A 17,738-nucleotide genomic window follows, 5' to 3' on the forward strand; every position below is an offset into this window, starting at 1 on the left:
GGAGACGGCCATGCACAGGAAAAAATTACTCATCGTCGGGGGTGGCAATTTGTGTCTGCAGATCCTGCAAATTCTGGCCCCGCGTGACACGTTTCACTTTTACGTTGCTAGCCGAAACCTGGAGAAAACCACGGGGTTGTGCAACTTGGTGCGTCTCGGGGCATTGCAACTCGGGGTGGTCAGTTCGATTACCCCCATCGAGATGGAACTGAGCGATATCTCCAGGACGGCCGCATCCATCGCTCGGATCAGGCCCGATATCATCGTCAACTGCGCGACCTTGCAGTCATGGCGAATCATTACCGAGCTGCCTACGCCTTTTTTCGTTGCTCTGGATCAAGCGCAGTTTGGCCCCTGGCTACCGATGCACCTCGTGCCCGCTTACGACCTGATGCGCGCAGTGAAGCAATCCGGTGTCAGGTCAGTGACCATCAATGCTGCGTTTCCCGATACCGTCAACGTCGTGCTGGACAAGGTCGGCATGGCGCCTGATGTCGGCATCGGCAATGTAGCCAATCTTGTCCCGGCGATACGTTCAGCGATCGCCAAACTCGACGAGTGCACGCCGGATCAGGTCCAGGTCAAACTTATCGCACAGCATTACTTCAGCCATTTCGTCCCCCGCGGCGGGTTACCGAGTGAGGCCAACTACAGGCTGTCCTACAGCATCAAGGGTGCCGATCAGACGGGAAAATTTCAGGATGCCGAAATTTTCCGGTGTGTCCGTACGGATTTTCGGCGCTTGGGAGGGGTGGCGGGACAGTTCCTGACTGCCGCGTCGGCAGTCACTGTGATCAGCAATATTCTCTCCCCGGAGGAGGTGGAAGCACACGCCCCCGGCCCGCACGGTCTGCCGGGTGGGTATCCGGTAAAAATTGGCCAGGGTCGGGTGCTGCTTTCATTGCCCCGTGGCGTGTCGCGGGCTGATGCCATTGCCATCAACCAACGCTGTCAGCGCCAGGACGGTATCCACTCGATAGACGCCGACGCCAGTGTGACGTTCGAGTCGGAGCAGATGGCTGTTATGGAGACGCTGTTGGGTTTCTCCATGCCCAAAATGAAACTTCACGATGCACGCCAGTGGTCAGTCGAACTGGCACACAAATACAAAGCCTACGCTGATAGCGCCTGGTAACCGCCCCCCCCTTGAAAGGAATCAAGCCATGTCCACGTTTACCGTGACAAATGATGCTGCCGACACTAACGCTGCCGAAGCCAAAGCAGGTTCCGGCGCCTATCCCGACGCCGATTATGCTCATCAATACGACGATGACTTTGTCAGTCGTTGGGACGAGTTGATCGATTGGCAAAAGCGATCCGAAGGCGAGGGCACTTTTTTCATCGATCTGCTGCGCAAGGCGGGCGCTTTCAAGGTGTTGGATGTCTCCACCGGGAGCGGCTTTCACGCGGTGCGGTTGCGCAAGGCGGGGTTTCATGTGGTGGCCTGTGACGGCAGCCCGACGATGGTCAAGCGCGCTGAAGTCAATTTTCGTCGGCATGGTTTGAATATTCCCATCCGCCAATCCGATTGGCTGGAGCTGGACACTCAGGCCCTGGGTAAATTCGATGCGGTGGTCTGTCTGGGGAGCTCGCTGTGTCACGTGTTCGATGAAAAGGCGCGACATCAGGTGCTCCAGCGTTTCAGAAGTCTATTGAATCCGGGTGGTTTGCTGATCATTGATCAGCGCAACTTTCAGGCGATACGGGCCGGTAAATTCAAGGCGTCCGGTCGGTATTACTACTGCGGTAAAACCGCTCATGTGAGCATCGGTGAGGTGAATCCGCATGTTTGCGAGTTCGTGTACACCTTCAGTGATAACGCCACTTTCCGATTACGGGTGTACCCCATTCTTCCCCAACAACTAAGCGATGAAATAGAGCAGGCCGCGTTCAGTCAGCCCCGATCCTATGGTGATTTCAAACCGATTTACGACACCATGAACAGTGACTTCATTGTTCATACGGCCATCGCGCTGTAACAGGTATTCAATCGTTGGCAGAACATCAACATCGAAAGGAACGTTCAATGACAACTTACGCGATAGGTGCGCGGGCTCCGGGCGTTAATGGGGTTGTTCTGGCAATCGTGCTGACAGGTTTTGTCGCCAGCACCTATGGTTTTGGCGTGTACCTGTTCGCCAGTCTGGTGGTCGATATGCGCCGTGATCTGGGTTTCGGCTATACCGCCGTGGGCCTGATAACCGGGGGCGCGCAGTTAGGGTTTTTGAGCTTTTCGGTTCTGACCAGCTACCTCGGGAGATTTTTTCAGGGGTGGAAAATAAGCCTCTATTCGACCCTCGTCACAGCCCTGTCGCTATTGGGTTTGGCCGTGAGCAACAACATCTGGTTGTCGGGTGCATTGTTGATACTGCTCGGCGGCTGTTCAGCATCGGCCTATATCCCGCTGGCAGAGATCGTGACCAAAAGCTTCGCGGCGAACAAGCGCGCACGCGTCATGGGGTTGATTTCCAGTGGTACCAGTTACGGGGTGTTCATCAATGGTTTGTTGGTCAGCTCACTCACCTTGCTGGGTGGTTGGCGAAATATCTGGCTGACTGCCGGTCTGGTGTCCTTGGCATTATGCGTCCTGGCTTACTTTTTACTGCGCAACACGCCGTCACCGGCCATCCCGGCGAGCGAGCAATCGGTTGTCGAGCAGGGCGATCAGAAATGGCTGAGCGGCCCCCTCTATATGATGTGGCTGGTGGCTTTTCTCAATGGCCTGACTCTGCTGCCCTTTCAAACCTACCTGGCCCCGTTCATGCGCGAGGAGCTCGGCCTCTCCGCCTCCACCGCAGGGCTGGTCTGGTCGACCATTGGAGCGGTGGGTATGGCGGCCGGCTTTCTGGTGGGCTGGATCGCTGATCGAGTCGGCGCTCGTCTGGCGTTGATCCTGTGTTTCACCAGCGCCTGTGTGGCGAGCCTGTGCGTCTATCACTTCGACAGTGAGGGCTATTTTTATGTTGCCGGCTTTCTTTTTGCCCTGGCGTTCTATCCGGTTTTCGGCCTGGTGCCGACGTATATCGGCCAGATCGTGGGTGTCAGTCGTCTGACCCAAGCGTTCGGTATCGCCAATGTGCTGATTGGACTAGGCGGGGTGTGCGGCAACTTTCTGGGGGGAGTTTGCAAAGATGTACTGGGCTCGTTCGCCCCCCTTTACATGTTCATTTCGATATTACTGCTGGTGCAACTGGTGGTGGTCGCCATGCTGCCTGACGTGCGCCAAAACGACTGATCCATTACGAATGATTGACCTCTAAACCAGGGACGGTGCGTCATGAAAACTCAGTGCGTGGGCTCAACTTCGACCTTTAACTTTTTTTCCTCCACCGTTAGCGAGCCGGACATTACCGACTTCAAACAGGCCTCCGTTGTCGTGTGGTTAACCGGCTTGTCGGCTTCAGGGAAATCGACTATTGCAGGTGCGTTGTACAGCGTGCTCCAGTCCGCCGGTTGTCCCTCTTGCGTTCTCGACGGTGACTCGCTCAGGACCGGTCTGTGCAAAGATTTGGGATTTACCCTGGATGACCGCTTTGAGAATATTCGTCGTGTTGCCGAAGTTGCGGCACTCATGGTCAATGCGGGATTACTGGTTATTGTGGCGCTGGTTTCACCGACCTCGGCCTCACGTCATCACGCTCGCTCGATCATTGGCAATGATCGATTCGTCGAAGTGTTTGTCGATGCGCCCTTGAGCGTGGTCGAGGCGCGAGACCCCAAAGGGCTGTATCGCAAAGCCAGGAACGGACAGCTCCGTGACTTCACAGGGATCGACTCGCCTTATGAGGCGCCGGTATGCCCTGAACTGTATATACCGTCTGATTGTGTGACCGTCGAGGAGGCAGTGGATATCATCGTGTCATGGATGTGCACGCGTCTGCGGGGCTGATCGAGCCGTTCGGCATAACATTAGAACGCTCCGTCTAAAATAATTGGCAAGCCGTTATTCTCTGTCATTATTGTTTTTTTAATAGTGACAGGAGTTCGCCATGCCTCTTCGTCTCATGAGGATACAGTCGCTTCGCTTGGTGGGGGGTATGGCGGTGCTGGATTTTTTAAACAGTTGCAATGGTCGCCGACCAGGAACGTCATTGAGCGAAGTTGCCGAAAGCTTGTTGACCCTGGAAGACATCATCTATTGGTTTCAACATGCGAACTTGATCAGTACGGCCGAACGCGACCATCTTCTGACATTGATGCCGGCTTCGTCTTATGAGCAGAACGGTGCTTATCAGCAGCTGATCGCGTTTCGCGAACAGCTGTATGGATTATTCTTCCCTATTGCCGAGGGGCACCGGATAACTCCCGCAGCCCTTGCTTCCCTCAATAAAGCCTTGGTGGATGCAGCGCCTTACCATCAATTGGAGTCAGTGGAGGGCGCTACGATATGGGGGTGGTGTCGTAGCAATACGCTGGAAGAAATGATGGCAAGCCTGATCGGTCGCTTAGCGGTGCAGGCGGCTTCATTATTGACATCTCCGGAGTTGGCCCGGCTCAAACTCTGTTCAACCCACGCCTGCGACTGGCTGTTTCTCGACACCTCGAAAAATGGTCGTCGACGCTGGTGCCAGATGAGTATCTGCGGCAGTCGAGAGAAGGCGAAGAGGGCTTCGACCGCGCTTGACCCTGTTGAATAGGACCATATGGCGTGCACGGTTTGCCTGTGAGGGGCGCGCCGGGTCTAGTTCACTGGTTGTATTTAGCCTGGAGCTGTTTCGCCATTTTCAGGTGCTCCTGCAACATGAGTAATGTCTCTTTGGCGAAGGCAGAGAGTGCTGGTGTCTGCGACGTCCTTATTTCATCTTCAAACAACTGGATAATGACCTCATGCGCCTTCACTTGGTTGTTGGCGTAGGCGTTGTCGAACGATGCGCCGCGGTATTGAAGAGCCATGTTCTTGGCCCGATCCATCAAATCGGTTTCGCGCGCCAGCGGTACCTTCAACGCTTTAGCAACGGTGGCCAGTCTCTGGTTGGCGTCGGTGTGGTCCTTAATCATCTGTTGAGCAAAGTTTTTCACGTCTTCGGATTGGCTCTTTTCCAGCGCCAGTTGGCTGGTCTGGATTTCCGCCATGCTTTTGGCCGAGGCGTGGTCAACGAAGACTGCCGGGGAAGCCGCATAGGCAGGCACGCAGGCCATGCCGAGTACCAGCGCAAAACTGGTGACTCGAAAGATAGAAGAAGAGAGCTTCATGCTTGAATACCTCAGACGGATAAACAACAAGGCTCAGAAAGGCTAAACGATCACGCATCTATGGATGCGTGCTGTGGCGAGGTCTTGATGGCTCGCAAAGTATTGGAAGTCATGCGCCCGAAAAGGTTTAACGAATAAGATAAGCAACCGATGAGCGGGGCGGGTCAGCGGTGCTGAATCGCTCTTTTATCAGCGCGTCACATCCTGATGAGCAAACATCCTCACCGCATCCACGGCATGGCTTGTACCGTCGCTGATTTGCACAATGACCGCGCCAGCCTGATCGGCCAGTTCAACACCTTTGGTGGCGGTGGCCCGGGTATTGTTCATGCTGTCGATGGCCCGTTGGGTCTCGCTCTGGATCACCTGAATCATGTCTGATATTTCTGCGGTGGAGCGACTTGTACGTCCTGCCAGTTGCCGGACTTCGTCGGCAACCACCGCGAATCCTCGCCCCTGATCCCCGGCCCGCGCGGCTTCAATGGCTGCGTTGAGGGCCAGTAAATTGGTTTGGTCGGCGATGCTGCGGATGGTATTGACGACGGCGCTGATCTGGTCCGAGCGTTCGCCCAGCTGGGTGATGATCCGGGAGGAGTCCTCGATGTTCAGGGATATCTGGCGCATTTCACTGGCGGCCTGCTGAATCACTTGTGAGCCTTGCTCGGTAACTTTTTGTGTCTCGACCGAGATGTGAAACGCCTGCGCGGCGCTACGGGCATCCTGTTCATGTTGTTCGATGCGTGCGGTGATATCGGAGGCAAATTTGACCACCTTCCACAATTTGCCGCTGGCGTCGTACACCGGGTTGTAACTGGCCTCCATCCAGAGGGTCTGGCCGTGCCTGCCAACCCGTTTGAATTGGCCGCTGAAAAATTCACCGGTGTTCAAGCGTCGCCAGAAATCCGCGTACTCATCACTGTTGATCATTTCGGGCGGGCATAGCATTCGGTGATGCTTGCCTAGTAGTTCAGTCAGGGTGTAGCCCACCAGTTTCAGGAAGTTTCCATTGGCGGCGAGAACGCGTCCATCCAGATCGAACTCGATCACTGCCATGGCGCGATCGATGGCCTGAAGCTTGTTGCGCGCTTCAGCTTCCAATTGGACTTTCTGAGTGACGTCCAGGGCATATTTGACGACTTTCACCACCTTGCCCGTGGCGTCCTTGACCGGGTTATAACTGGCTTCGAGCCAGACCGGTTGCCCATCGCCTGCGACGCGGCGAAAGGTCGAGGACACAAAATCCCCCGCCCGCAGACGTGACCACAGCTGCGTGTATTCGTCGCTTTGACCGTATTCGTAAGTGCAGAACAATCGGTGTTCTTTACCGATCACACCCTCTCGTCGATAACGCAGGGTGCTGAGAAAATTGTCGTTGGCGCTGAGCACGATGCCGTTCAAGTCGAACTCGATGATCGCCATGGAGCGGTCGATGGCCTGCAGCAGACTGGCTTGCTGGGCAACGGTTTGTTGCAAGTCCTGTATAGCTTTTTTACGTGACGAAAATAGCATGCTGCACCTGGCTCAGGAAAAAAGGCATGAGTAAAAGCGCCTGGTCCGTAGCCAATGTGGCGAACAGATGCCCTCTTACATGGGGTTATGCTAGAAGGCCATCATACGTATTTTGGTCTAAAAAGCTGTAATTAGTTGTACATAATTTTGTTTTTGTACAACTTATATTCGTTTGAATTGCATGCTGTTGTTTTGGATAGGTTGCGAATAGCGGGCGCCCTGAACCTGTCGGCCGTTGCTCGACCCTAATCCTCAAACCCTACCTGTTCATGTATCTGATCGACTTTCAGCTCCAGCCGATAAGCCACGGCGATGAACAACGCCTGGCACAGGCACAGCGTTGCGCTCAGGGAGCGAAAGGCGAAGGAGCTGCCTTCGTTGACCAGCAATATTGCGTTGGCGCGTTTGGCCAAGGGGGATAGGTTGCTGTCGGTGATGATCAGGGTCTTGGCTTGATTGTGCTGGGCGATACGCAGGCAGTGTTGGGTTTCTTTGCCATAGGGCGTGAAGCTGATGGCGATGACCAGGTCGTTGGCGCGCACGCTGCGCATTTGTTCGCGATAGCTGCCGCCCAGGCCTGAGATCAGGTGGATACGCTTGTCGGTGTGCTGCAGGTTGTACACCAGGTAGTCGGCGACCGCGAAGGACCGGCGTACACCGACCACATAGATATTGTCGGCGTTGACCACCAGATCAACCGCTTCGTCGAAGGCTTCGTCATCCAGTTCTGCGCCCAGGCGCTCCAGCCCGGACAGCGTGGCATTCACACAGTCACGTGCCAGGTCGCCGCCGCTGGCTTTCTGCGACTTGTTGGCGATCATGCTGCGAATGCGCTGCTGGTAGTTCTGAACCGGGGTGGTCTTGTGGGTATAGGCCTCGCGAAACAGTGCCTGCATTTCGCTGAAGCCACTGAAACCGAACCGCTGGGAAAACCGCACGATGGCCGATGGATGCACTTCGCATTCGCGGGCGATGTCGCTGATGCGGTCGACCATGATCCGGTCGCTTTGCTGGCTCATGTAGGTCGCGATGCGCTTGAGCTGGCGCGGCAGGTTTTCGTATTCAGCGGTGATCAGCTTGAGCAGACCTTCGGCGTTCGCTGGAGGCGTGTCGGCGCTGTTTTCGGGCAACGGGTGCTGATCAGTGCTGGGCATACGATTCAATCCTTCTGGCTTGCTCTTATAAGGCATTGCGCGCCGAAAGAACCGGCTCTGCGCCCCTGACAATAGACTGCGCAGTTTACAGGGGTTGTGAGTTATATCCTCGCCTGTTTAGCACGAAGTGCCATTACACCAAAGCATATTGGAAAAAATATTCCACATAAATATTTTATAGAATAAATATTGATCGGCGTCGGTAGACGTTCTAGTCTGCACCCACCAAGAGCGTTTCGCGCAACCTCGGCGCGCAACGCAGGCTGATAAAAATAACAGGAGCCAGCATGGGCCAGACTCGTTTTGCCAGTGGGCGTCAATTGGATCTGATTTGCCTCGGACGCCTCGGCGTCGATCTTTACGCACAGCAGGTCGGTGCGCGGCTGGAGGATGTCAGCAGTTTTGCCAAATACCTCGGTGGCTCGTCGGCGAACATCGCCTTCGGCACGGCTCGTTTGGGGCTCAAATCCGCCATGCTCAGCCGGGTCGGCGACGACCATATGGGCCGCTTCCTTCTCGAATCCCTGGTCCGGGAAGGGTGTGACGTCAGCGGGGTCAAGGTCGATCCTGAGCGCTTGACTGCCCTGGTTCTGCTGGGCCTCAAGGACCGCGAAACCTTCCCTTTGGTGTTCTACCGCGAAAACTGCGCGGACATGGCGCTGCGCAGCGAAGACGTCAGTGAAGCGCTGATCGCCTCCAGCAAAGCCCTGTTGATCACCGGTACCCATTTCTCCACTGATCAGGTGTTCAAGGCCAGTAGCCAGGCACTGGATTACGCCGAAAAACACAACGTCAAACGCATCCTCGATATTGACTACCGCCCGGTGCTGTGGGGTTTGGCAGGCAAGTCCGACGGCGAAACCCGGTTCGTTGCCGATAAAAAAGTCAGCCAGCATGTGCAGCGCATTCTGCCGCGCTTCGACCTGATCGTGGGTACCGAAGAAGAGTTTTTGATGGCGGGTGGTTCCAGCGACTTGCTCAGTGCTCTGCGCACGGTGCGTGGCCTGACTGCCGCGACACTGGTGGTCAAGCTCGGCCCGCAAGGCTGCACGGTGATTCACGGGGTGATTCCGGCCCGTCTGGAAGACGGCGCGATCTACCCCGGCGTGCGGGTTGAAGTACTGAACGTTCTCGGTGCCGGCGATGCCTTTATGTCGGGCTACCTGAAAGGTTGGCTGAACGATGCCAGCGACGAGCGTTGCTGCCAGTTGGCCAATGCCTGCGGTGGTCTGGTGGTGTCCCGGCATGCCTGCGCGCCCGCCATGCCGACCGTGGCGGAACTCGATTATCTGTTCAACAGCCCGGTGCCGATTACTCGCCCGGATCAGGACCCGGTGTTGCAACGCCTGCATCAGGTCAGCGTGCCGCGTAAGCAATGGAAGCAGCTGTTTATTTTCGCCTTCGATCATCGTGGGCAACTGGTGGAGCTGGCGCAGAAAGCCGGTCGTGACCTGAGCAGCATTGGTCAGCTCAAGCAGCTATTCATTCAGGCCGTGGAGCGGGTCGACATCGATTTGAAAGCGCGGGGCATTGAAGCCGATGTCGGGCTGTTGGCTGATCAGCGTTTTGGTCAGGACTCACTGAACGCCGCGACCGGCCGTGGCTGGTGGGTCGCCCGCCCAGTGGAGGTGCAGGGCTCACGGCCGCTGATGTTTGAACATGGTCGTTCGATAGGCAGCAATCTGCAGAATTGGCCTCAGGAACACATCATCAAATGCCTGGTGCAATTCCATCCCGATGACGAACCGCTGTTGCGTCTGGAGCAGGAGGCGCAGCTCATGGGGCTGTACCAGGCCGCACAGGTCAGCGGGCACGAACTGCTATTGGAAATAATTCCACCCAAAGATCATCCGTCCAGCTATCCCGACGTGCTCTATCGCGCGCTGAAGCGCCTGTACAACCTGGGGATTTTCCCGGCCTGGTGGAAGATCGAAGCACAGACCGCCGAGGTCTGGCAGCAACTCGATGAGTTGATCCGCGAGCGTGATCCTTATTGTCGAGGGGTGGTGCTGCTGGGCCTGAACGCGCCTGTCGAAGCGTTGGCCAATGGCTTCAAACAAGCTCGCCACAGCAGCAGCTGCCGTGGTTTTGCCGTGGGCCGGACAATTTTTCAGGAACCCAGTCGGGCCTGGATGGCCGGCGAAATCGACGATGCAACCTTGATCAGCCGCGTGCAAGGCACCTTTGTGCTCTTGATCGAGTCCTGGCGTGAGGCACGAGTCTGACGCCGTCGCTGTGATCTGAAATCTGTCAGTTGAAAACAAAAAAAGGTGCAGCCATGCCCGCTTCCACGCGCTCTCCCTCTGGCTCTTCGGCGATCCGGATTGGCATCAATCCCATCTCCTGGAGCAACGACGACCTGCCTGCCCTCGGCGGCGAAACACCCTTGAGCACGGCCCTGAGCGAAGGCAAGGAGATCGGCTACGAAGGTTTCGAACTCAACGGCAAGTTCCCCAAGGACGCCAAGGGTGTCGGCGACGTGTTGCGCCCTTACGATCTGGCGCTGGTGTCTGGCTGGTACTCCAGCCGCCTGGCCCAGCGTTCCGTTGCGGAGGAAATCGAGTCCATCGCCGGTCACGTTCAGTTGCTCGCCGAAAACGGCGCCAACGTTTTAGTGTACGGCGAGGTGGCTGACTCGATTCAAGGCCAGCGCATCCCTCTGGTTGAACGGCCACGCTTTCACAGCGATCAGGCCTGGCAGGAGTACGCCGACAAACTCACCGAGCTGGCACGTTTCACCTTGTCTCAAGGCGTACGTCTGGCCTATCACCACCACATGGGTGCCTACGTCGAATCGCCGCAGGACATCGATCGGTTGATGGCCCTGACGGGCAATGAAGTTGGGCTGTTGTTTGATTCGGGCCATTGCTACATGGGCGGCGGCGAGCCGCTGCAGGTGCTGACAACGCACATCCAGCGCGTTTGCCATGTGCACTTCAAGGACGTGCGCAAGCCGGTGGTGCAACTGGTGCGCAACAACCTGTGGAGCTTCCCCGACTGCATCATCAACGGCACCTTTACCGTGCCTGGTGATGGCGATATCGACTTTGCTGCGCTGCTCGACGTGCTGTTGGCTGCGGACTACAGCGGCTGGCTGGTGGTCGAGGCCGAGCAGGATCCGGTTGTCGCACCCTGTTACGTCTACGCCAAAAAAGGCTACGAGACGTTGCGCGGTCTGCTGACCAGTGCTCAGAAAAGGAGCGCCGGACAATGAGCCTGTTGGTCAAAAGCAAGCGTGAAGGCCGCACCATGGTTGAACTCGGTACCGGCGTTTTGGAGTACGTGGGCTTCGCCGCCTATCGTCTGACGGTCGGCGAAAGTCTACCGGTGAGTGCCGGGGACAAGGAGCTGTGTCTGGTCCTGCTCAGTGGGCGGGTCAGCGTCAAGGGTGAGGCGTCGGGGCAGGGCGGTTTCCAGTGGGAGAATATCGGAGATCGCAAGTCGGTCTTCGAAGACAAATCGCCGTTCGCGGTGTACTTGCCGCCCCATAGCCAAGCGCAGATCACCGCGCTCAGCGCCGCACAAGTCGCGGTCTGCGCGGCCCCTGGCGATGTGACGAAAAATCTGTCTGCACGCTTGATCACCCCAGACAGCATGAAACGCAGCACGCGTGGCAAGGCGGCCAACACCCGTTATGTCTGCGACATCCTTCCCGATACCGAGCCAGCGCATTCGTTGCTGGTAGTGGAGGTGCGCACGCCATCCGGGCATTCGTCGAGTTATCCACCGCATAAACACGATCAGGACGACCTGCCGCACGAAAGCTTTCTGGAAGAAACCTATTACCACCAGATCAACCCACCCCAGGGTTTCGTGTTCCAACGCGTGTACACCGACGATCGCAGCATCGATCAGGCGATGGCCGTGGAAAACAACGATCTGGTGACCGTGCCCAAGGGCTATCACCCGGTCAGCGTGCCGTATGGCTACGAGTCCTATTACCTGAACGTCATGGCCGGGCCGAAGCGCGCCTGGCAATTCCATAACGATCCTCAGCACAGCTGGCTGCTGGATCTTTGATCCTGTTTTCTATTGATTGAATTGAGTGCGAGGAGCAGCGGCATGAGCGAGTCCCCGGTTATCGGCCATTACATCAATGGCAAGGTCCAAGACGGCGCCAGCGAGCGATACAGTAACGTGTTCAACCCAGCGACCGGCAGCGTGCAGGCACGGGTTGCACTGGCAACCTTGAAAACCGTGGACGAGGCCGTCGCTGCTGCGCTGGCGGCGTTCCCGGCCTGGGCCGATCAGTCGTCCCTGCGCCGTGCGCGGGTGATGTTCAAGTTCAAGGAGCTGCTTGATCAGCACCACGACGAACTGGCGGAAATCATCAGCCGCGAACACGGCAAGGTGTTCTCCGACGCCAAGGGCGAAGTGACGCGCGGGATCGAAATCGTCGAGTTCGCCTGCGGTGCACCGAGCCTGTTGAAAACCGATTTCAGTGACAACATCGGTGGCGGCATCGACAACTGGAACCTGCGTCAGCCACTGGGTGTCTGTGCCGGGGTCACACCGTTCAACTTTCCGGTGATGGTGCCACTGTGGATGATTCCCATGGCGCTGGTCACCGGCAACGCTTTCATTCTAAAACCTTCCGAACGCGATCCGTCGGCCAGCCTGTTGATGGCGCGTTTGCTCACCGAAGCGGGCCTGCCCGATGGTGTGTTCAACGTGGTGCAGGGCGACAAGGTGGCGGTTGACGGCTTGCTGCAACACCCGGACATCGAGGCGATTTCTTTCGTCGGCTCGACGCCGATTGCCGAGTACATCTACCAACAAGGGACTTCCCAGGGCAAGCGTGTACAAGCCTTGGGCGGCGCCAAAAACCACATGATCGTCATGCCTGACGCCGACCTGGATCAAGCGGCCGACGCGCTGATCGGCGCGGCTTACGGTTCGGCGGGCGAGCGCTGCATGGCGATTTCCATCGCGGTGGCGGTGGGTGATGTGGGTGACCGTCTGATTGAAAAGCTGCTGCCACGGATTGATCAGCTCAAGGTCGGCAACGGCATGCAGAGCGACATCGACATGGGCCCGCTGGTGACCGACGTGCACAAGGCCAAGGTCGAGGGCTTCATCGATCAGGGTGTGGCGCAGGGCGCGCAACTGCTCGTCGATGGACGCCACTTCACGGTGCCGGGCGCCGAACAGGGCTTTTTTGTCGGCGCCACGCTGTTCGATAACGTCACGCCGGAAATGAGCATCTATAAAGAAGAAATTTTCGGTCCGGTGCTGGGCATCGTCCGCGTAGCAGATTTCGCCAGCGCGGTGGCGCTGATCAATGCCCATGAATTTGGCAACGGCGTGTCGTGCTTCACCCGTGACGGCGGCATTGCTCGTGCTTTTGCCCGCACGATCAAGGTCGGCATGGTCGGGATCAACGTGCCCATTCCGGTACCGATGGCCTGGCATTCGTTTGGTGGCTGGAAGCGCTCGCTGTTTGGCGATCACCACGCCTATGGCGAAGAAGGCATGCGTTTCTATAGCCGCTACAAAAGCGTGATGCAGCGCTGGCCCGACAGCATCGCCAACGGCCCCGAATTCAGTATGCCGACCGCTCAATAAATCGTGTGTGCGCGATGGCGTCGGCACATTCGGCACCTCTCTTCGCCCCATAAGTCGCGATCGCGGGCAAGCGCGCTCCTACACGTCAACATCACCTAAGTAACAAGGTGCGAACATGAAAACCACACGTTTAACCATGGCCCAGGCACTGGTGAAGTTTCTCGATAACCAGTACGTCGAAGTCGACGGGGTTCAGAGTAAATTCGTCGCCGGGATTTTCACCATTTTTGGACACGGCAATGTGTTGGGCATCGGCCAGGCGCTGGAGCAGGACAGCGGCCAGTTGATTGTCCATCAGGGCCGCAATGAACAGGGCATGTGCCACGCCGCCATCGGTTTCGCCAAGCAGAACCTGCGGCGCAAGATCTACGCCTGTTCGTCATCGGTCGGGCCGGGGGCCGCGAACATGCTGACAGCGGCTGCCACGGCCACCGCCAACCGCATCCCGCTGCTGCTATTGCCAGGCGATGTCTATGCCAGCCGTCAGCCAGACCCGGTCCTGCAACAGATCGAGCAATTTCACGACCTGAGCATCAGTACCAACGATGCATTCAAGGCTGTGAGCAAGTATTGGGACCGGATCAACCGTCCCGAGCAATTGATGAGCGCGGCGCTCAACGCTATGCGCGTGCTGACTGATCCTGCTGATACCGGCGCCGTAACCCTGGCGCTGCCTCAGGATGTACAGGCAGAAGCCTATGACTACCCCGACAGCTTCCTGCAAAAACGTGTGCACCGCATCGACCGTCGCCCTGCCAGCGGAGCCATGCTCGGCGATGCATTGGCATTACTCAAAGGCAAACGCAAACCGTTGCTGGTGTGTGGCGGCGGGGTGCGTTACTCAGGTGCGGCGGACGCGTTGCAGGCGTTTGCCGAGCGCTTCGACATTCCGTTCGCCGAAACCCAGGCCGGTAAAAGCGCCATCGTCTCGGCGCATCCGCTGAACCTCGGTGGCTTAGGTGAAACCGGCTCGTTAGCCGCTAACCTGTTGGCCAGGGAAGCAGATTTGATCATCGGCGTCGGCACCCGTTACAGCGATTTCACCACCGCATCCAAATGGTTGTTCCAGAATCCTGACGTGCAGTTTCTCAACCTCAACGTCAGTGCGTTTGATGCGCAGAAACTTGACGGGGTGCAAGTGCTGGCCGACGCCAAAGTGGCATTGGAGGCGTTGACCGAAGCGCTGGAAGAAAGCGGCTATCGCTCGGCCTGGGGTGACCAGCCACAACGGGCTCGGGCGCAGTTGGAGGCTGAAGTGGACCGTCTCTACGCGGTCGAATACCAGACTCAGGATTTTGTCCCGGAAATCAACGACCACCTCGACCCCGCGGTGTTACGCGAATTCATCGAGTTAACCGGCTCCTGCCTGACCCAAAGCAGGGTTCTGGGTGTGCTCAACCAGAGCCTGCCCAGCGACGCGGTGATCGTTGCCGCAGCGGGCAGTTTACCGGGGGATTTGCAGCGCGCCTGGCGCAGCACCGGGGTTAACACCTACCACGTCGAATACGGCTATTCGTGTATGGGTTACGAGGTCAATGCCGCGTTGGGGGTCAAGCTGGCCGAGCCGCAGCGAGAGGTCTATGCGCTGGTCGGCGACGGCTCTTACATGATGCTCCACTCAGAGTTGGCCACGTCTATTCAGGAGCGGTGCAAGGTCAACGTCATCCTGCTCGACAACATGACCTTCGGCTGCATCAACAACCTGCAAATGGGGCACGGGATGGACAGCTTTGGCACCGAATTCCGCTTCCGTAACCCGGAAACCCGCAAGCTGGATGGCGACTTCGTGCCGGTGGATTTCGCCATGAGCGCGGCCGCCTACGGCTGCAAGACCTACAAGGTGAATACCCTTCCTGAGCTGGAAGCGGCACTGATCGATGCGCAGAAACAAAGCGTGTCGACGCTGATCGACATCAAGGTTCTGCCCAAGACCATGATCCACAAATACCTGTCCTGGTGGCGGGTGGGGGTGGCCGAAGTCTCGACCAAAGGCACGACGGCCCAGGTCTTCGAGAAGCTGAATAAAGAATTGGCGAAAGCCCGCAAATACTGAGAACCCCTCCAGCGACCTGAAACACATCCAAGGGAGTACTGACATGGCATTGAAATTAGGCGTAATCGGGACCGGGGCAATCGGCCAGGACCATATCCGGCGCTGCAGCCAGACCCTGCTGGGCAGTCAGGTCGTGGCCCTGACCGATATCAATCTGGAGCAGGCCGCCAAGGTCGCCCGCGACCTGAACCTGACGGTCGAGGTGTATGCCGACGGGCACGCACTGATCCAGTCGCCGGAAGTCGAGGCGGTGCTGGTTACCTCCTGGGGGCCGAGCCATGAAGCGTTCGTGCTTGCCGCAATTGCTGCGGGCAAGCCGGTATTCTGCGAGAAGCCTTTAGCAGTGACCGCTGAGGGCTGTCGGCGGATCGTCGAGGCCGAAATTACTCACGGCAAACGGCTGGTTCAGGTTGGCTTCATGCGTCCTTACGATGAAGGCTATCGCGCCCTCAAAGCAGTGATCGACAGTGGTCAGATCGGCGAACCCTTGATGCTGCACTGCGCCCATCGCAACCCGACCGTCGGCGAAAACTACAAGACCGACATGGCGATCACCGACACCTTGATCCATGAGATCGATGTGCTGCGCTGGTTGCTCGATGATGACTATGTGTCGGTGCAGGTGGTGTTTCCGCGCAAGTCCGGCAAGGCCTTCGCTCACCTCAAGGACCCGCAGATCGTTCTGCTGGAAACCGCCAAAGGCACGCGCATCGATGTCGAAGTGTTCGTTAATTGCCAATACGGTTATGACATTCAGTGCGAAGTGGTAGGTGAGACCGGCATCGCTCGACTGCCGGAGCCTTCGCAAGTGCAACTGCGCAGCGGGGCGAAGCTGTCCAATGCGATCCTGATGGACTGGAAGGACCGCTTCATCGCGGCCTATGACGTCGAATTGCAGGCGTTTATTGATGGCGTCCGGGCAGGCCAGGTTGGCGGTCCTTCGGCCTGGGATGGCTATGCGGCGGCAGTCACCGCGGATGCCTGCATCGAAGCACAGAACAGCGGTGCTATCGTCCCGGTGAGCTTGGCGGATCGTCCAGCTTTTTATGTCTGATAGATCGCCTTCGCGAAAGCGGTGCCTCAAACACCGCAGTATTTGAAATAGAAGCCGCCATCAACAGGAGAACCCGATGCGCATTGGATTAGTGGGATATGGCAAGGGTGGGCGCTATTTTCACGCGCCTTTGATCGCCAGTTTGCCCGGTGCGACGTTCGTCGGCGTGGTGACCCGTTCGCCGGAGCGGCGTCGGGAGCTGGCGCAGGACCACCCCAAAGTGGCGGCGTTCGATACGCTCGCCGAGCTGGTTGCCAGCGGCATCGATGCCGTGGTGATTTCCACGCCATTGGCATCGCGCAGGGCGCTGATCCTCGAGGCGATCGGGCTGGGCGTGGCGGTGGTCAGCGACAAACCCTTTGCCAGCGATGCGGCGCAGGCCCGTGAGTTGGTCCAGGCCGCAGAGCAGAAGGGCGTGTTGCTCAGCGTCTATCAGAACCGGCGCTGGGATTCCGACTTCCTGACGGTGCGCAAACTGATCGACAACGGCGTGTTGGGCGACATTAGCCGATTCGAATCCAGGGTCGAACGCTACTCGCCTAAATCGGTGGGCAAGGTGAGCGGCGGCGGGATGCTGCGTGATTTGGGTAGCCATCTGGTGGATCAGGCGCTGTTGTTGTTTGGGCCGGTATCACGGGTCTATGCCGAGCTGGATTTCGCCACCCAGGACACACTGCTCGATCACGCCTTTTTTGTTTCTCTAACCCATGCCAGCGGTGTGGTTTCGCACCTGTGGGGCAGCTGTTTGCAGAACTGCCCTGGGCCGCGCTTTCGGGTCAGCGGATCAGCGGGCTGTTACAGCGTCGAAGGTCTGGACGGGCAGGAAGCGGCCTCGCTGGCCGGTTTGTCACCCAAAAGCGAAGGCGACAGCTGGGGCGTCGAGGAACATCGACGCTGGGGCTGGTTCGAGCAAGGCGCGCAGCGCGAGCGCATCCCCTCCGAGCGCGGTTGCTGGGACGCGTTTTATCGCCAGTTACAGGACGCGGTTGAGGGCAGGGGGGCAAACCCGGTCGATCCGCGTGATGCGGTGGCGTCGGCAGTGGTACTGGATGCAGCCCGTTTAAGTGCTGAACAGGGGCGGGTGGTGGATCTATCGGTTTGATGGCCCGGTTGTTTCTGCAGTCAAAATGAAAATATAAAAATATTCTAAAATTTATTGATATAGAAATTATTTTCCAATAGAGTCGTTTCCAGGTTATCCATACAACAA

At 57.6% G+C, this 17,738-nt stretch carries 15 protein-coding genes; 12 read left to right on the forward strand and 3 right to left on the reverse strand.

Going from position 1 to position 17,738, the window contains the following annotated elements; all coding sequences use genetic code 11:
* The first annotated feature begins 10 nt into the window (after nucleotides 1-10).
* The 5 genes from AC1MEA_RS15825 to AC1MEA_RS15845 all read left to right on the forward strand — a co-directional run bounded on the left by AC1MEA_RS15825 (nucleotide 11) and on the right by AC1MEA_RS15845 (nucleotide 4,637).
* Nucleotides 11-1,135, forward strand: coding sequence for a hypothetical protein (locus AC1MEA_RS15825; protein WP_480416724.1), 1,125 nt, complete (start codon nucleotides 11-13; stop codon nucleotides 1,133-1,135).
* Between the two features lie 28 nt (nucleotides 1,136-1,163).
* Complete coding sequence (locus tag AC1MEA_RS15830) at nucleotides 1,164-1,979, forward strand: class I SAM-dependent methyltransferase (RefSeq protein ID WP_480416725.1); 816 nt, start codon at nucleotides 1,164-1,166, stop codon at nucleotides 1,977-1,979.
* A 47-nt stretch (nucleotides 1,980-2,026) separates the two neighbouring features.
* Nucleotides 2,027-3,235, forward strand: a complete 1,209-nt coding sequence (locus AC1MEA_RS15835; RefSeq protein WP_449636696.1) for an MFS transporter — start codon at nucleotides 2,027-2,029, stop codon at nucleotides 3,233-3,235.
* 42 nt (nucleotides 3,236-3,277) lie between these two features.
* A complete protein-coding gene (gene cysC, locus AC1MEA_RS15840) occupies nucleotides 3,278-3,889 on the forward strand; it encodes an adenylyl-sulfate kinase (RefSeq protein ID WP_480416726.1) in 612 nt (203 codons plus the stop codon).
* A gap of 100 nt (nucleotides 3,890-3,989) precedes the next feature.
* Nucleotides 3,990-4,637, forward strand: a complete 648-nt coding sequence (locus tag AC1MEA_RS15845; RefSeq protein ID WP_480416727.1) for a CGNR zinc finger domain-containing protein — start codon at nucleotides 3,990-3,992, stop codon at nucleotides 4,635-4,637.
* A gap of 49 nt (nucleotides 4,638-4,686) precedes the next feature.
* Here the strand turns inward: AC1MEA_RS15845 and AC1MEA_RS15850 are convergent, their stop codons facing one another.
* The 3 genes from AC1MEA_RS15850 to AC1MEA_RS15860 form a co-directional block, all read right to left on the reverse strand.
* Complete coding sequence (locus tag AC1MEA_RS15850; protein WP_480416728.1) at nucleotides 4,687-5,220, reverse strand: DUF4142 domain-containing protein; 534 nt, start codon at nucleotides 5,218-5,220, stop codon at nucleotides 4,687-4,689.
* 162 nt (nucleotides 5,221-5,382) lie between these two features.
* On the reverse strand, nucleotides 5,383-6,702 hold the full coding sequence (locus AC1MEA_RS15855; RefSeq protein ID WP_480416729.1) for a methyl-accepting chemotaxis protein: 1,320 nt from the start codon (nucleotides 6,700-6,702) through the stop codon (nucleotides 5,383-5,385).
* A 245-nt stretch (nucleotides 6,703-6,947) separates the two neighbouring features.
* The gene (locus AC1MEA_RS15860; RefSeq protein WP_480416730.1) at nucleotides 6,948-7,856 is read right to left on the reverse strand and encodes a MurR/RpiR family transcriptional regulator; all 909 of its coding nucleotides are present in this window, start codon (nucleotides 7,854-7,856) and stop codon (nucleotides 6,948-6,950) included.
* Between the two features lie 287 nt (nucleotides 7,857-8,143).
* Between AC1MEA_RS15860 and AC1MEA_RS15865 the strand changes: the two genes are divergently transcribed.
* The 7 genes from AC1MEA_RS15865 (at nucleotide 8,144) to AC1MEA_RS15895 (ending at nucleotide 17,630) form a co-directional block, all read left to right on the forward strand.
* Nucleotides 8,144-10,081, forward strand: a complete 1,938-nt coding sequence (locus AC1MEA_RS15865; RefSeq protein WP_480416731.1) for a bifunctional 5-dehydro-2-deoxygluconokinase/5-dehydro-2-deoxyphosphogluconate aldolase — start codon at nucleotides 8,144-8,146, stop codon at nucleotides 10,079-10,081.
* Between the two features lie 53 nt (nucleotides 10,082-10,134).
* Complete coding sequence (gene iolE / locus AC1MEA_RS15870; protein WP_480416732.1) at nucleotides 10,135-11,070, forward strand: myo-inosose-2 dehydratase; 936 nt, start codon at nucleotides 10,135-10,137, stop codon at nucleotides 11,068-11,070.
* Nucleotides 11,067-11,876 (forward strand): 5-deoxy-glucuronate isomerase, encoded by an 810-nt coding sequence (gene iolB / locus AC1MEA_RS15875; RefSeq protein ID WP_480416733.1) that lies wholly within the window; start codon nucleotides 11,067-11,069, stop codon nucleotides 11,874-11,876. The genes iolE and iolB overlap by 4 nt, the downstream gene beginning before the upstream one ends.
* Before the next feature lie 42 nt (nucleotides 11,877-11,918).
* The gene (locus AC1MEA_RS15880) at nucleotides 11,919-13,421 is read left to right on the forward strand and encodes a CoA-acylating methylmalonate-semialdehyde dehydrogenase (protein WP_480416734.1); all 1,503 of its coding nucleotides are present in this window, start codon (nucleotides 11,919-11,921) and stop codon (nucleotides 13,419-13,421) included.
* A gap of 115 nt (nucleotides 13,422-13,536) precedes the next feature.
* A complete protein-coding gene (gene iolD / locus AC1MEA_RS15885; protein WP_480416735.1) occupies nucleotides 13,537-15,474 on the forward strand; it encodes a 3D-(3,5/4)-trihydroxycyclohexane-1,2-dione acylhydrolase (decyclizing) in 1,938 nt (645 codons plus the stop codon).
* Between the two features lie 43 nt (nucleotides 15,475-15,517).
* A complete protein-coding gene (gene iolG, locus AC1MEA_RS15890) occupies nucleotides 15,518-16,528 on the forward strand; it encodes a bifunctional inositol 2-dehydrogenase/D-chiro-inositol 1-dehydrogenase (protein ID WP_480416736.1) in 1,011 nt (336 codons plus the stop codon).
* A gap of 76 nt (nucleotides 16,529-16,604) precedes the next feature.
* Nucleotides 16,605-17,630 (forward strand): Gfo/Idh/MocA family protein, encoded by a 1,026-nt coding sequence (locus AC1MEA_RS15895; RefSeq protein ID WP_480416737.1) that lies wholly within the window; start codon nucleotides 16,605-16,607, stop codon nucleotides 17,628-17,630.
* The last annotated feature ends 108 nt before the right edge of the window (nucleotides 17,631-17,738 follow it).

The organism is Pseudomonas sp. ASL8, assembly GCF_056680355.1.